General features: G+C 66.3%; 14 protein-coding genes and 1 pseudogene. 9 read left to right on the forward strand and 6 right to left on the reverse strand.

What is annotated here, in order from left to right; genetic code table 11:
- The first annotated feature begins 4 nt into the window (after positions 1–4).
- From LDJ84_RS26310 to LDJ84_RS26320, 3 genes are all read left to right on the forward strand, one after another.
- Positions 5–1,048 (forward strand): sensor domain-containing diguanylate cyclase, encoded by a 1,044-nt coding sequence (locus LDJ84_RS26310; protein WP_024766169.1) that lies wholly within the window; start codon positions 5–7, stop codon positions 1,046–1,048.
- A 36-nt stretch (positions 1,049–1,084) separates the two neighbouring features.
- A complete protein-coding gene (locus LDJ84_RS26315) occupies positions 1,085–1,540 on the forward strand; it encodes a DUF2214 family protein (protein WP_024766168.1) in 456 nt (151 codons plus the stop codon).
- 122 nt (positions 1,541–1,662) lie between these two features.
- Positions 1,663–2,301: a hypothetical protein gene (locus LDJ84_RS26320; RefSeq protein ID WP_024766167.1), complete on the forward strand. Its 639-nt coding sequence runs from the start codon at positions 1,663–1,665 to the stop codon at positions 2,299–2,301.
- A gap of 6 nt (positions 2,302–2,307) precedes the next feature.
- Here the strand turns inward: LDJ84_RS26320 and LDJ84_RS26325 are convergent, their stop codons facing one another.
- The 3 genes from LDJ84_RS26325 to LDJ84_RS26335 are packed head-to-tail and all read right to left on the reverse strand — an operon-like array spanning position 2,308 to position 4,407.
- Positions 2,308–3,153 (reverse strand): arylamine N-acetyltransferase family protein, encoded by an 846-nt coding sequence (locus tag LDJ84_RS26325; RefSeq protein ID WP_065085519.1) that lies wholly within the window; start codon positions 3,151–3,153, stop codon positions 2,308–2,310.
- A gap of 22 nt (positions 3,154–3,175) precedes the next feature.
- Positions 3,176–3,670: a cupin domain-containing protein gene (locus LDJ84_RS26330; protein ID WP_065085520.1), complete on the reverse strand. Its 495-nt coding sequence runs from the start codon at positions 3,668–3,670 to the stop codon at positions 3,176–3,178.
- The gene (locus LDJ84_RS26335; RefSeq protein WP_037011683.1) at positions 3,667–4,407 is read right to left on the reverse strand and encodes an NAD-dependent epimerase/dehydratase family protein; all 741 of its coding nucleotides are present in this window, start codon (positions 4,405–4,407) and stop codon (positions 3,667–3,669) included. The genes LDJ84_RS26330 and LDJ84_RS26335 overlap by 4 nt, the downstream gene beginning before the upstream one ends.
- Before the next feature lie 186 nt (positions 4,408–4,593).
- Here LDJ84_RS26335 and LDJ84_RS26340 point away from each other — a divergent pair.
- Positions 4,594–4,983: pseudogene (locus tag LDJ84_RS26340) on the forward strand (NADPH-dependent FMN reductase); the annotation flags it as partial.
- Positions 4,984–5,313: 330 nt separating this feature from the next.
- Positions 5,314–6,069 carry a hypothetical protein gene (locus tag LDJ84_RS26345; protein ID WP_065085521.1) on the forward strand — a complete coding sequence of 252 codons (756 nt, stop codon included), beginning with the start codon at positions 5,314–5,316 and terminating at the stop codon, positions 6,067–6,069.
- Positions 6,070–6,073: 4 nt separating this feature from the next.
- On the opposite strand, the gene LDJ84_RS26350 is transcribed toward LDJ84_RS26345, so the two are convergent.
- Both LDJ84_RS26350 and cbpA read right to left on the reverse strand, forming a co-directional pair.
- Complete coding sequence (locus tag LDJ84_RS26350) at positions 6,074–6,376, reverse strand: chaperone modulator CbpM (RefSeq protein ID WP_024766161.1); 303 nt, start codon at positions 6,374–6,376, stop codon at positions 6,074–6,076.
- Positions 6,373–7,338, reverse strand: coding sequence for a curved DNA-binding protein (cbpA, locus tag LDJ84_RS26355; RefSeq protein ID WP_065085522.1), 966 nt, complete (start codon positions 7,336–7,338; stop codon positions 6,373–6,375). The genes LDJ84_RS26350 and cbpA overlap by 4 nt, the downstream gene beginning before the upstream one ends.
- Positions 7,339–7,601: 263 nt before the next feature.
- On the opposite strand from cbpA, the gene LDJ84_RS26360 reads away from it, so the two are divergent.
- The 4 genes from LDJ84_RS26360 to LDJ84_RS26370 all read left to right on the forward strand — a co-directional run bounded on the left by LDJ84_RS26360 (position 7,602) and on the right by LDJ84_RS26370 (position 12,090).
- The gene (locus tag LDJ84_RS26360; protein WP_065085523.1) at positions 7,602–9,032 is read left to right on the forward strand and encodes a PLP-dependent aminotransferase family protein; all 1,431 of its coding nucleotides are present in this window, start codon (positions 7,602–7,604) and stop codon (positions 9,030–9,032) included.
- A gap of 156 nt (positions 9,033–9,188) precedes the next feature.
- The gene (locus tag LDJ84_RS26365) at positions 9,189–11,207 is read left to right on the forward strand and encodes a ribonucleoside triphosphate reductase (RefSeq protein ID WP_065085524.1); all 2,019 of its coding nucleotides are present in this window, start codon (positions 9,189–9,191) and stop codon (positions 11,205–11,207) included.
- A gap of 41 nt (positions 11,208–11,248) precedes the next feature.
- Positions 11,249–11,395 (forward strand): anaerobic ribonucleoside-triphosphate reductase, encoded by a 147-nt coding sequence (gene nrdD / locus LDJ84_RS30750; RefSeq protein ID WP_024766965.1) that lies wholly within the window; start codon positions 11,249–11,251, stop codon positions 11,393–11,395.
- Positions 11,392–12,090 carry an anaerobic ribonucleoside-triphosphate reductase activating protein gene (locus LDJ84_RS26370; protein WP_065085525.1) on the forward strand — a complete coding sequence of 233 codons (699 nt, stop codon included), beginning with the start codon at positions 11,392–11,394 and terminating at the stop codon, positions 12,088–12,090. Before nrdD ends, LDJ84_RS26370 begins: the two co-directional genes overlap by 4 nt.
- 474 nt (positions 12,091–12,564) lie before the next feature.
- On the opposite strand, the gene speA is transcribed toward LDJ84_RS26370, so the two are convergent.
- Positions 12,565–14,478, reverse strand: coding sequence for an arginine decarboxylase (gene speA / locus LDJ84_RS26375; protein ID WP_065085526.1), 1,914 nt, complete (start codon positions 14,476–14,478; stop codon positions 12,565–12,567).
- Positions 14,479–14,659: the final 181 nt, after the last annotated feature.

Below are 14,659 nucleotides of genomic sequence, written 5' to 3' on the forward strand. Positions count from 1 at the left end.
CGCCATGCCGGCTTGTCCCATTCCCGTTGACGAAACCCTGCGTCAGCAGACCCTGGATGAGATGAACCTGCTCGACACCCCGGCCGAGCACTACCTGGACACGCTGGTCCAGCTGACCCAGGACCTGGTGAAGGTCGACACGGTTCTGATCAGCCTGATCGACCAGGACCGCCAGTGGTTCAAGGCCCGCGTCGGCCTCGACGCCAACGAGACGACGCGCGACGTGTCCTTCTGCGGCTACGCGATTCTTGGCGAGGACACCCTGCTGGTACCCGACGCCACCCTCGACGCACGTTTCGCCGACAACCCGCTGGTGCTCGGCCCGCCCTACATCCGCTTCTACGCCGGGCGCCCGCTGCGCGCCGGCAATGGGCAGGCCATCGGCACCCTGTGCATGGTCGACCCGCGCCCGCGCAGCATGACCCAGGCGCAACAGGCAAATTTCCGCGACCTCGCCACCCTAGCCGAGGGCTACCTGCAACTGCGCACACTGATCCAGAACAACCGCGACCTGCGCGTGGAGATGGACCGCGAACAGCGCAAGGCCCTGCTCGACCCGCTGACCCAGCTGTGGAACCGGGGCGGCCTGCTGACCTTCCAGGAGCGCGAATGCCGGATGGCGCGGGAAAGCCATGCGCAGCTGGGCGTGCTGTATGCCGACCTCGACTTCTTCAAGTCGATCAACGACCAGCATGGCCATGCCGCCGGTGACCAGGTGCTGTGCGAATGTGCCCGACGCCTGCGCGCCGCGCTACGCCCCGACGACCTGCTGGTGCGCCAGGGCGGAGAGGAATTCGTCGCGCTGCTCAAGGTGAAGGACGGCGAGGAATTGCAGCGGGTCGCCGAACGCGTGCGCCAGTTGATCGGCAACGAGCCGGTGCCGTTGGCCAGCGGGCCACTGCCGGTGAGCCTGAGCATCGGCTGCACCCTGCTGGTCGGCGAGGAAGCCGTGGACCAGGCACTGGAACGCGCCGACGCCGCGCTTTACAGTGCCAAGCAGGCCGGACGCAACCGGGTGGTTTTCCACGCGTCATCGGCCCAAGCCTGAATCCCCAATAAGAAGGCCCCATCCGAGGAAGCCTCCATGGCCCAAGCCATTGCCGCGTACCTGCACTACCTGTCGATCTTCATCCTGTTCGCCCTGCTGGTGCTGGAGCACCAGTTGTTCCGCCTGCCCCTGGACCTGTCGCGGGCGCGCAGCCTGGTCATCGTCGACCTCGCCTACGGCGCCTGCGCCGGCCTGGTCCTGTTGACCGGCGCGGCACGCGTGGTGTGGTTCGCCAAGGGCACCGAGTATTACCTGCACAACAGTATCTTCCACGCCAAGATCGGCCTGTTCGTCCTGGTGGCGCTGCTGTCGATCCTGCCAACCATGACCTTCCTCAACTGGCGCAACGAGCTCAAGGCCGGGCGCGTGCCGGCGCCCAGCGAGCGCCAGGCGAAGCGGGTGATCATGACCATCCGCGTCGAACTGCTCGCGCTGCTGATCCTGCCGCTGCTGGCGAGCCTGATGGCGCGCGGTTTCGGGATGATCGGTTGAGCCGAGTCACATGACTCGTGCGGTTTGCCACTTTCCTACATTTGAAAAGGACTGATCCGCTTCAGGCGCTTCCGCGAGGAGTGGATGCTTCTGCGCAGCTACGACTGCCGCAGGCTTCATACATGCCCCACTTCGCCTTCCGCTTCAGTATCCTCCTGGCCTTCGCCGTCCTGGGCGGCTGCGCCAGCGATGAATTCACGCTGGAAGCAGACCTGCCGGGAGACTTCCAACTCCGCGGCGACGCCCAATATCTTCCGTCCCCAGGCGGTACCTGCTCCGGAGCGACGAAGCAGAGCGTCAGTCATCACCTGTTCAATACGCCGGGGCATGCTGCGCGACCCCAGCGCGTCAGTTTCCAGGTGCCACTGATCGCTCGCGCTGACGGCTGCACGCGCCAGCTCAGCCGCATCCAGATCCAGCTCGACGGTGAGTCCGCCTCTCACCCCAACGATGTGGTCCAACCGGACCAGGCCTTCGCCATCCTGTCATTCCGCGATCACCTGCCTGCCTCCGCCTGGGAACCACCGCGCCAAGGAGCGATCATCTTCGATGGCCAATGCCGCTGGCTGTTGCCGCCGGCCGAAGCGGGCAGCACCATCGAGCGGCGACTGCAATGCAGTGCATCAGACCTGCAAGGCCGCTGGTTCGATGCCACGCCGGGCGGTACGCTGCGACGCAGTGACCTGGCGGGCCGGACCGTGCGCCTGGCCATCGGTGCGGCACCCGACGTACCCGCCACCGTCACCGCTTCCGGTCAATAACCCCTCTCAGCTGTTCGGCGGCAACAGTTGCGCCAGCCGCATGCGCAGGGGCTCGATCTCTGCCGGCACGGGCTGCAGGTGGAAGCGCTGGCGCAGGACTGCCAGCAGTTCATCCACATCAGCGATGTTGGACTGCTCGACATCACCTTCCGTCGTCCGCCGGCTGAACTGCCCGTTGAGCAGCGACAACCGTGCGCCCTCTTCGCTCAGCGCCACGCGCAGGGAATTGCGGAACACGCTCTGCGGGTAGGTCGAGGTGTACCAGTTGCGCATGGTGTAATCGGCCCAGTGCTGGGCCTCCAGGGTGAAGCGGTAAAGCGTCTGCCAGCCGGAGGCAGAGCGCGTCGCCATCGCCAGTTCCCCATCTCCCCTCTGGCTGATGCGCCACCCGCCGGGCAGCTCCACATCCACGCGCAACGGCAGGGCACGCGGCGAGGCCGGACCGCCGAAACCGATATCCACCAGGTGCGCACCTTCCTCCAGGTCGACCCGCAGCAGCAGGTGGGTCTGCGGCGTCAGCGGCGCATCCGCCGCAAGCCCCCAGCGCACCCTCGCCACCAGCAGCGTCACCCGGTAATCCAGGCTGTTCAGCAGGCGCGCGAACAGGCTGTTGAGCTCGAAGCAGTAGCCGCCGCGATGGCGCTCGACGACTTTCTCGAACACCGCGTCCGGCTCGATCAACACCGGCTTGTCCAGCAGGACGTCGAGGTTCTCGAAGGGCAACCGGTGCAATGCCGCAACGATCAGCCGGTCGAGGTTCTCCAGGGTCGGGGCGGGGCGCTCCGACGACAGGCCAAGGCGCGCCAGGGTGGCATCGAGCTGGGCGGTGTCGAAGGGGGTGAGCGGGGTCATGCGAGTCTCCTTTCGCGAAGCATCAAGGCGTGCTCCGGGCAGTGGGTTCGGGAATCACCAGCGGCCCGCAATTCTCCTCGCTGACGATCACCGCCAGCAGCCGCGCGGGTTCGCTGGCGCTGGGGTTCTCGGCGAAGAGGTGCAGCTCGCGGCTGGGCTCGAACCAGGTTTCCCCCGGTCCGTAAATCTGCGCCGGCAGGCCCTGCATCTGCGAGCGGACCTGGCCGCTGAGCACGATGGCAGTCACCGCGCCGGGATGGCGGTGAGCGGGCGTGAAGCCCCCGGGCGGGAAATCCACCTGCAACGTGGTGACGACCTTGCCGGGCATATCCGCCAGCGGCTCGCAGGAAAGGCGCTTCACCTGCGTAGCCGGCCGCACGTCGGCGGAGTGCCCGCCATGGCTTTCGGCAAGAAGCATCACGGGGCGCGATGCGGGATGCCAGAGCAATGCACCCGCCGCAACAGCTGCCGCCAGCGCCAGCCCGATGCGCCACTCGCGGCCCGCGGCCGGATTCATGCCGGTGTCCCCGCCAGGCGAAAGCCCGGCTGCCAGCCAAGCCGGTGGCGGGCCTTGGCAGAGCTGACCTCGACGTCCTGCTCGGCGATGTTGTAGACACCGTGAGCGCCCCACTCCAGCGCCAGCAGCGCGGCACGAGCCGCGTCATCGACATGCACGGATAGCCGCGGATCAGCCGTTTCAGCTCCTGTTCCGGGACCATAGAGCCGGCCGTAGCGCAGCACGATGCCTTCCATCGGTTGGGCGCCGAGCACGGCATTTTCCAGCGCTGCTACGCCGCCGACACTGATGGCGCGCGGGCCTTCGGCGCCAAGGTCCAGCGGTTGCTCCTCGTGCAATGGCTGCTCGCCGGCCCGGTAGGCCCAGGCGATGCTCTGCGCGACCATGCGCTCGACGCCGGCGGCACGCGCAGCCGCCACCAGGTTGGCAGTGCCTTCGCGGCGCACGCGGGCATTGCGCGGCTGGGCGGCGGGCATCTGCGCCGGATCAAGACCGGCGGGCAGATCGGTCAGCTGATGGATCACCCAGCGCGGTCCGAACGCCTGTACGGCGTCCCGCAGACCGTCGCCATCGAAGACATCCAGCACCAGCGCCCGAGCGCCGGCAGCCTCGATGCGAGCGGCGCGCTCGGGCGAGCGGCTCATCGCCAGCACCTCATAGCCACGCTCCAGCAACAAGGGCAGCAGGCGCTGGCCAATGGCACCGCTGGCGCCGGCGAAAAACACTTTCATGCACATGGTGGACCTCGACTCGGGCAATTCAGGACATGGCCTCACTCTAGGAGCGTGATGCCCTACCCCACAGAGCCAAGATCGCGCCGAATGACTGGGACATGCGACCGGCCTTCTTGATCCAGGTCCGGCCAGGACCGCCGGCATCGTCTATAACAAACGACTCAACTACCGCTTTCCCGAGGAGTCGTCATGAGCCAAGTCTTCGATGTTGCCGTGGTCGTCGGCAGCCTGCGCAAGGAATCCCTGAATCGCAAGATCGCCAAGGCATTCGCCGCACTGGCGCCGACCAACCTGAAGCTGGAAATCGTCGAGATCGGCGACCTGCCGCTGTACAACGAAGAGCTCGACGCAGGCACCCCGCCCGCCAGCTACGCTGCCTTTCGCGAGCGCATCGGCCGAGCCGACGCGGTGCTTTTCGTCACGCCCGAGTACAACCGCTCGGTGCCGGGCGTGCTGAAGAACGCCATCGACGTCGGCTCCCGGCCGTACGGCAAGAGCGCCTGGAACGCCAAGCCCTGCGCCGTGGTCAGCGCATCGCCAGGCGCCATCGGCGGCTTCGGCGCCAACCACCACCTGCGCCAGTCCCTGGTATTCCTCAACATGCCGGTGCTGCAGCAACCCGAGGCCTACCTGGGCGGTGCCGGCGGCTTCTTCGACGAAGCCGGCAAGCTGTCGGAAAAGACCCAGCCCTTCCTGCAGAGCATCATCGACGCCTTCGCCGGCTGGATCGAACAGAACCAGCCACGTTGAACACCGCAGGCACCGACACTCGCCGGCGCCTTCCCGCCTCACCAATCTGAGCAGCCGGTCGCAGGCCTCTGCTCAGATTGCCATTCACCGTTGATCCAACTGGCTGCACAGCCTCGCGCGCGCCATGGTTCAGGCTCGCCTTTCCCGCCCGGACCATCCATGTTCCCCCGCCACGTCTCGTTCTGCACCCTCGCCCTTGCCCTGCTCGCTGGCTGCACATCGCCGCCGGTGAAGAAGGATATCGATGGTGAAAGCTTCAAGGCCGGGCAGCTGCTACAGAACGATGCCAACCGCGCCGCCAACCTGGCGATGGGCGATAACCTGGAAAGCCTCTCACGGCTGCTGGACAAGCTCTACAAGCGCAACCCGAGGGAGTGGAGGAAAACCGGCGCCCGGTCGCGCGAAGAGGCGCACCAGAACGTGATGGAGGCCATCGTCGAGCAGCGCCCGCTGATCGGCTTGGGCGACAAGCGTTCCGTCGCCGCCCTGCCGGTGGCCTTCGAAATGGAGTTCCAGGGCGATCGCGCCGGCGCCCTGATCTATGGGATCGGCAGCATGCTGATGGAGCTTTATGGCGGCACCACCACCCAGCACCTGCTCAGCGGGCTGAATTCGCAGAAGACCGCCAACGCGGCCTGGAACATCGAGGTCGCCGCCTGGCTGCTGGCCAGCCGGACCGATACCAGTGGCCAACCCTTGCTGCTCTCCAACGAGATCAGTGCCGCCGGGCGCAACCTGTCCTTCGAGCGCGAGTTCGGCCGCATGATCGGGCGTCTGGAGCTGCTCGCCCAAACCAGCGACGAAAGCCTGCGCCGCAGCGGCATCAACTATGTGCAAGGTATCCTCGCCGCGCCGATCATCGGTCTGGTGCAGTTCATCCCGCTGGATGCCGCCACGGCGGCGGCATCGCAGTAGCGGCCTAGTCTTCCAGCAGGCGCGCCAGGCGCTGGCGCAGATAACGGTTCTCCGCGCGCAGTTCGTCGACTTCGTCCAGCAGCCGGAGCGCCAGCGCGATGCCCGGCCAGTCCAGTTCGAACTCGCGGCGCAGGCGCACGGCACGGCGCACCACGCTGACCGCCTGGTAATCGAAAACCCAGTGCCCTGCGCCTTGCTCACGGGGCTCCACGATGCCCACCTCGACGATCTCGACGAGCACGTCGCGGGGGAGGTTCACCGACTGGCAGAGCTCGTCGAGGTCCACCACCATCACTGTCGTCGTCATGCGCGTTTACCCCATTCGGCACGGGGGTCGAAGGCCGCCTTGGCAGCCAGTTCTTCCCAGAGTTTGCGGGTCGCCTCGTCCGCCGTCTTCGGCATCACCACCTTGAGCACGGCGTAGAGATCGCCGGCGGCGGCATCGCCCTTGTTCGGCAGGCCCTTGCCCTTGATGCGCAGGCGCTGGCCGGCCTGGCTGTTGGCCGGGATGCCGAGGTTGATTCGGCCACCGAGGGTGGGCACTTCCACCTTGGCACCGAGCGCCGCTTCCCAGGGCGCCACCGGTACGGTGACGATGAGGTCGCGGCCATCGACGTCGAACACCGGGTGCGGTACTAGGCGAATCACCAGGTACAGGTCGCCCGCCGGCCCGCCGTTGATACCCGCCGCGCCCTGCCCCTTGAGGCGGATGCGTTCGCCGTCGGCGGTGCCCACGGGGATCTTCACGTTCAGCGACTTGTTCTGCGGCGGCAGCTTGCGACCGTACTCGTCGTAGCTGGGCAGGCTGAAGCTGATCGGCCGGCTCTCGCCGGACAAGGTCTCCTCGAGGAACAGCGGCACCTCCATCTCGATGTCCTGGCCACGGTGCTGGCGCGGTTGGCGAGCGCCACCGAAGCCGCCTTGGGGACCTGCGCGGCCGCCGAAAATCTGCTCGAAGAAGTCGCTGAAGTCCTGCTCGTGCCCTGGCGGCGGGCCGTCGAAGCCTCCGCGCGGTTGCCAGCCAGGGGGCGCCTCGAACTGCGGCCCCTGCGGACCGTAACGACGCAGTTCGTCGTACTCGGCGCGCTTTTCCGGGCTCTTCAGCACTTCGTAGGCCTCGGAGACCTCCTTGAAGTGCGTCTCGGCGTCCGGCTCCTTGCTGACGTCCGGATGGTACTTGCGCGCGAGCTTGCGGTAGGCGGTCTTGATCGCCTTCTCATCGGCGTCGGGTTCGACCCCGAGCGCCGCGTAGTAATCCTTGAATTCCATCGGTAGCGGTCACTCCTCACATGCGTTGGACCTGTCGGCGCCTGGGACACGGGGGATTCGCGCGGGCAGCCGAAGCCGCTGCGCGCACTGCGAGGCGAACAGGTGGGAAAAGCAGGTTCTGACCTACCAGATGGAGGCGTCGCGCCCGCTTTTCAACACTGCCTGCAAGCCTAGACGCTGATCCTGCATCGGGTCTGCCGGGACGACTTGATACCGGTCATGGCATAGTCATTTCCCCCACCTAGCCACGAACCTTCCAGGCCATGAGCACACCCACCGACTCGTTCCGCCAGCCGCTGGACCCCAGCCATGAGCTGCCGATCTATCGGCAGCTCTATGGGCGCATCCGCGACGCCATCACCCGTGGCGCACTGCGGCCGGGCGAGCGGGTGCCCCCAGTACGAGGGCTGGCCGGCGACCTGGGCGTGGCGCGCGGCACCGTCGAACTGGCCTACCAGTTGCTGACCAGCGAAGGCTACCTGCTAGCGCGCGGGCCGGCCGGCACCGTGGTCTCCCCGCAACTCGCCGGCCGCACGGAGGCTGCCCTGCCCATCGTCGCCCCCCCTGCGACCGTAGAGCGCAGTCTGCCCGGCCTGATCGCCCACGGCCCAGCCCTGCGGCCGTTCCAGCTCGGCGTGCCGGCGCTGGACGCCTTCCCCCGCGCGCTCTGGTCACGCCTGTGCGCACGCCGCCTGCGCCAGCAGGGCGCCTCGATGCTGGCATACCCGGAACCCTGCGGCTACGGCCCGCTGCGCGAGGCGGTGGCGGGCTACCTGGGCATCTCCCGCGGCATCGCCTGCGACCCGGCACAGGTATTCATCTGCGCGGGTTACCAGGGTGCGCTGGACCTGATCAGCCGCACTTTGCTGGAGCCCGGCCAGCGCTTCTGGCACGAGGACCCCGGCTACCCGCGCGGCCGCGAACTGCTGCGCCGCGCCGGCGGCGTGCCGGTGCCGGTCGCGGTGGATGCAGACGGCCTGCGTGTGGAGGACGGCATTGCCCGCGCGCCGGATGCGCGCTTCGCCCTGATCACGCCGTCGCAGCAAAGCCCCACCGGCGTCGCCCTCAGCCTGCCGCGGCGCCTGGCCCTGCTGGACTGGGCGGCGAGCAGCGGCGCCTGGATCGTCGAGGACGACTACGACAGCGAATACCGCTATGCCGGCTTCCCCCTGCCGGCGCTGAAAAGCCTCGACCGCGCAGGCCGCGTGCTCTACACCGGCACCTTCAGCAAGGTGCTCTACCCGGCGCTGCGCCTGGGCTATCTCGTGGTACCGGCGGAACTGGTGGAAGACTTCGTGCGCACCCAGCAGGTATTCACCTCAGGCTGCGCCGAGCTGCTCCAGGCGACCCTCTGCGACTTCATGCAGGAAGGCCATTTCGCCCGTCACCTCAAGCGCACCCGCACGCTTTACGCACTGCGCCGCCAGTGGTTGCGCAGCGCGCTGGAAGATCGCCTCGGCGAGCGCCTGCGCTTCGCCGACACGCCCGGGGGCCTGCACCTGGTCGGCGCGCTGGAACAGGATGACCTCGCCGTCGCCCGCCGCGCCCACGCGGACGGTCTCGGTCTGCAAGCGCTGAACGCCTGGTGCGTGGAGGCCAGGCGCGAGCCGGCACTGCTCATGAGCTTCACCAACGTCAGCGACGAGAAGCTCGCAGGACGCCTGGCAGAGCGGTTGGCGCCGTTGCTGGACTGATTCACGCCGAGCAGCGGTCAATACCTCCGATGGCGAAACTTGGCTGACAGGTGACGTTGACCGAGGTCAATTTCCCTTCAGACGAAGTCGTTAGATTTCCACAACATCTTGTTGTCTTGAATAAATCGAGACACATCATGTTGTGGAATCCAGCCAATGCCTCTGACACGGACCGCCCCCCTTCCCGCCAGCCTGCGCAAGCGCAATGGCAACGCCGTAGTCTTCGACCCGAGCAAGATCGAACGCGCCATTGCCGCCGCCGGCGAAGCCAGCGGCGAGTTCTCCGCGCCCCACGCCCAGGAGCTGACCCGCCGCGTGCTGGCGCGCCTGCCCGCGCAGAATGATCTCGACGTGGAACAGGTGCAGGACGTGGTCGAGCGCGCCCTGATGGAAGCCGGCCACTACCCCACCGCGCGCGCCTACATCGTCTACCGCGAACGCCACGGACGCCTGCGGCGCGAGCGCAAGACGCTGGTGGATGTCGCCGCTTCGATGAACGAATACCTGTCGCGCGAAGACTGGCGGGTGCGCGCCAACGCCAACCAGGGTTACTCCCTGGGCGGGCTGATCCTCAACGTGTCGGGCAAGGTCACCGCCAACTACTGGCTGGACGAGGTGTACAGCGAGGGCATCGCCGTCGCCCACCGCGAGGCGGACCTGCACATCCACGACCTCGACATGCTCGCCGGCTACTGCGCCGGCTGGTCGCTGCGCACCCTGCTCAGCGAAGGCCTGAACGGTGTACCGGGGCGGGTCGAGGCAGGGCCGCCGAAGCACCTGTCCAGCGCGCTGGGGCAGATGGTCAACTTCCTCGGCACACTGCAGAACGAGTGGGCCGGCGCCCAGGCCTTCAGCTCCTTCGACACCTACCTCGCGCCCTATGTGCGCAAGGACGGCCTGAGTTATCAACAGGTGCGCCAGGCGCTGCAGGAGTTCATCTACAACCTCAACGTGCCGTCGCGCTGGGGCACCCAGACGCCCTTCACCAACCTGACCTTCGACTGGGTCTGCCCGGAAGACCTGCGCGAGCAGGTTCCCTACGTCGGCGGCGTGGAGATGCCGTTCGCCTACGGCGACCTGCAGGCCGAGATGGACCTGATCAACCGCGCCTACATCGAAGTGATGCAGGCCGGCGACGCCCACGGCCGGGTGTTCACCTTCCCGATCCCGACCTACAACATCACCCACGATTTCCCCTGGGACAGCGACAACGCCACGCGCCTCTTCGAGATGACCGCGCGCTACGGCCTGCCGTACTTCCAGAACTTCGTCAATTCGGATATGCAGCCCAACCAGGTGCGCTCCATGTGCTGCCGCCTGCAACTGGACGTGCGCGAGCTGCTCAAGCGCGGCAATGGGCTGTTCGGCTCGGCGGAGCAGACCGGTTCGCTGGGCGTGGTGACCCTCAACTGCGCGCGCCTGGGCTATCGCCATCGCGGCGACGCTGCCGCCCTCTACGCCCAGCTCGACTACCTGCTGGAGCTGGCCTTCGACAGCCTGGAGGTCAAGCGCAAGGTCATCCAGCAGCACATGGATGCCGGGCTCTACCCGTACACCAAACGTTACCTCGGCACCCTGCGCAATCACTTCTCCACCATCGGTGTGAACGGCCTGCACGAGATGGTGCGCAACTTCACCGGTGGCCGCGAAGGCCTGCACACCGAGTCCGGCCGGCAGATCGCACTGGAGCTACTGGACCATGTACGGGCGCGACTGGTGCGCTTCCAGGAAGACAGCGGCCACCTCTACAACCTCGAAGCCACCCCGGCCGAAGGCACCACCTACCGCTTCGCCCGCGAGGACCGCAAGCGCCACGCCGGCATCCTCCAGGCCGGCACGCCGGATGCGCCCTACTACACCAACTCCTCGCAGTTGCCGGTGGGCCTCACCGACGATCCGTTCGAGGCGCTGGAGCTGCAGGACGCGCTGCAGTGCAAGTACACCGGCGGCACCGTGCTGCACCTGTACATGGCCGAACGCATCTCCAGCGCCGAGGCCTGCAAGACCCTGGTGCGCACCGCCCTCGGGCGCTTCCGCCTACCCTACCTGACGGTGACGCCGACCTTCTCCATCTGCCCCGTACACGGCTACCTCGCCGGCGAACACGAGTTCTGCCCGAGGTGCGACGAAGCCGCGCTGCAGAAGGCCGCGCCCAAGAGCTGCTGTGGCGGCTGATCCTCCGTTCACTTTCATCCCCGCAAAAAGGAGCACTACCGATGACCGCGAACCAATTGCCCGAAAGCCAGCGCCAGCGCTGCGAGGTGTGGACCCGCGTAATGGGTTATCACCGCCCGGTGTCGGCCTTCAACGCCGGCAAGCAATCCGAGCACCGCGAGCGCCGCCACTTCCGCGAGACGCGATGAGCGCCACGCTCAGGGTCGGGGGCCTGGTGCCCCTGACTACCCTCGACTATCCCGGCCTGCTCGCCTGCGTGCTGTTCTGCCAGGGCTGCGCGTGGCGCTGCCGGTACTGCCACAACCCGGGGCTGATCCCGGCGCGGGGCCCAGCGGAAATCCACTGGGACGACATCCTCGCCTTCCTCCGTCGTCGCCAGGGATTGTTGCAGGGCGTCGTCTTCAGCGGCGGCGAAGCAACGTTGCAGAACGCCCTGCCCGATGCCATGGCGAACGTCCGCGAGATGGGGTTTCGCATCGGCCTGCACAGCGCCGGTATCCGTCCGGATTCCTTTGCCCGTGCACTGCCCCAGGCAGACTGGGTCGGGTTCGACGTGAAGGGGCTGGCCGAGAACATGGACGCCATCACCGGCGTAAAACGCAGTGGACTAGCCAACTGGCGCAGCCTGGAACTGTTGCTGGAGAGCGGCGTGAACCACGAATGCCGGACGACCGTGCATTGGCAGTTGTTCGATCTGGAGCGCTTGCGTCAGTTGGCGCTGCATCTGCGCAAGGCGGGGGTGGAGAGGTTCGTGGTGCAGTTGGCACGAAGCGGACGGCAATTTGATCGTCAGTTGATTGCCAAACCAGCTCCTCAAGGAACCCAGGAGCTTTGGCAGCAGCTAGCAGCGCTTTTCCCAAGTTTTGAGTTACGCGGCGACTGAGACCTGGACGCTTCTCCAGACCATATGCAGAGGCCATTGCAGGCCTCAATGTGCCCCACATTGGTGGGGCACATTGACTAAGGCACCCTTACACCGCCCCCTTAAGCGTGTTGAATTAAGCGCCATACAACCGCTATTCCATTGTGAGAAGGCATTACGTTCCCCTTCGCAATCGGCACGGCCCTGGAAGGAGAGTTTTCAGACGTCCAGATACCACTCACTGGACATTTTTCACCAGTCTTTGTGGTAGTAGCCAAAGGTGCCTTGTTCATAATGGGTCCCTACTGAAAGCGCCAGCGTATTCTGGCCCTGCCAATACTGGTGCGGAGAAAATCAATTCAAAGTGGTCAAGCAACTTCAAGGAAGAATCTCAATACTTAACAAGAGTTGCCCTACAACCTAGCTTTCTGGGACGCCCCTGAAGAAAAAAAGCCCCGCTGATGCGGGGCTTTTCTCTCGCGGACTGCTACTCCATCAGGACGACAGGTAAGCCGACCGGGTCAACCCCAGACGCAGGGCGTCGAGGAATTGCGTGCGCTCGCGCACGGTGAGCTTGGCCCCGGCCACCTTGTCGCGGTAGTGGGTCATCAGCTCCTCGGGCGACAGGTGCACGTAGCGCAGCATGTCCTCGATGGTGTCGTGGGTCTCGATGCCGGCGTGGTAGTAGCTGCCGTCGGCGTTCTGGTAGACGTTCACCGAATCGGTATCGCCGAACAGGTTGTGCATGTCGCCGAGGATTTCCTGGTAGGCGCCGACCAGGAAGGTGCCGATCAGGTAGTCCTCGCCTTCCTTCACATCGTGCACCGGCATGCTGGTCTCGATGCTCTGCTCGTCGACGTATTGAGTGATCTTGCCGTCGGAGTCGCAGGTCAGGTCCTGCAGCACCGCGCGGCGGGTCGGCTCCTCGCCCAGGCGGTGGATCGGCAGGATCGGCAGCACCTGGCCGATGGCCCAGGTGTCGGGCAGGCTCTGGAACACCGAGAAGTTGCAGATGTACTTGTCGGCAAGCTTGTCGTTGAGCTCGTCGAGCACCTGACGGTGCGAACGCTGATGTGCCTTGAGCTGGTTGTGCAGGCGGCGGCAGATGGCGAAGTAGCACTGCTCGGCCAGGGCCTTCTGCGCCAGGCTGATCTTGCCCTCGGCGTACTGCGCAGCGGCGTCGCTCATGTAGTGGGTGGCGCGCCAGTAGGTCTCGGTGACCATCTCGGCATCGGTCGGGCCGAGCAGGTCGGCCAGCCACTGGACGATCTCCGGCTGCTCGGCGAGGTCGGTGATCTTCGGCACTTCGTCGTTATGGCGCTCGACGTCGGTGACCTGGGTGATCAGCACCGCGTGGTGCGCGGTCAGCGCGCGGCCGCTCTCGGAAAAGATGTGCGGGTGCGGCAGGCCTTGCGCGTCGCAGAATTCCTTGAGCATGCCCACCACCACACCGGCGAAGTCGTCGATGTCGTAGTTGATCGAGCTGGCGTTGCGCGAGTGGGTGCCGTCGTAGTCCACGCCCAGGCCGCCGCCGACGTCCACGTGGTCCACCGGCAGGCCGAGGGCACGCAGTTCGCCGTAGTAGCGGATGGCTTCCTTGAAGCCGTGCTGGTAGTCGGCCAGGTTGGCGATCTGCGAGCCCATGTGGAAGTGCAGCAGGCGCACGCCCTGGTCCAGCCCAGCCGCGCGGAAGCGCTCGACCACCGACAGCAGCTGCGCGGCGGACAGGCCGAACTTGGCCTTCTCGCCGCCGGTATCGGCCCACTTGGAGGACGCCAGCGAGGACAGGCGCACGCGCAGGCCGACCTGGGGCAGCACGCCGATCACGGCGGCTTCCTCGATCACCAGCTGCACCTCGGATTCCTTCTCGATCACGATGAACACGTTGTGGCCGAGCTTCTGCCCCATCAGCGCCAGCTTGATGAACTCGCGGTCCTTGTAGCCATTGCAGACGATGGTGCCGCCCTTGGGCGCCAGCGCCAGCACGGCCATCAGCTCTGGCTTGGAGCCGGCCTCCAGGCCGATGGAGACGTTCTGCGTGGCAATGATGCTTTCCACCACCGCTTCCTGCTGGTTCACCTTGATCGGGTACAGCGCGGTGTAGCGGCTGGTGTATTCCAGACGCGCGATATTGGCATCGAAGGCGCCGGTGAGCTTGCGCACGCGGTCCTGCAGGATGTCCGGGAAACGCACCAGCAGCGGCAGCGACAGGCCGGCCTCGCGCAGCTGCTCGACCAGCCCGTGCAGATCGATCGGCTGGGCATCGGCGCCCTGCGGGCGAACTTCCACGTTACCGGCGTCGTTGATGGCGTAGTAGCCAGCGCCCCAGTGGCGAATTCCGTAGATGCTGCGGCTGTCTGCCACGGTCCAGTTGCTGCCGTCGTCTTTGCGGGTCCGTCTAGCGGCCATGCGGGGTGGTCTCCTCAAGTAGCACGAATGAATTGCGCGAATGTGTGCAGGCGCCCGCCCGGCGTGCGGGTGAGTCGTCAAAGCCTGGTGGTGTAAACCTAGCCGGGCCTCGTGACGTTGCCGTGTTGACCGCCGGGGTTGGCGGTAAGTTTAGGAAAATCCGACGACACGCCCAGGGCGC

It is taken from the genome of Pseudomonas sp. HS-18, from assembly GCF_020401845.1.
Classification (GTDB): Bacteria; Pseudomonadota; Gammaproteobacteria; order Pseudomonadales; family Pseudomonadaceae; genus Pseudomonas; species Pseudomonas nitroreducens.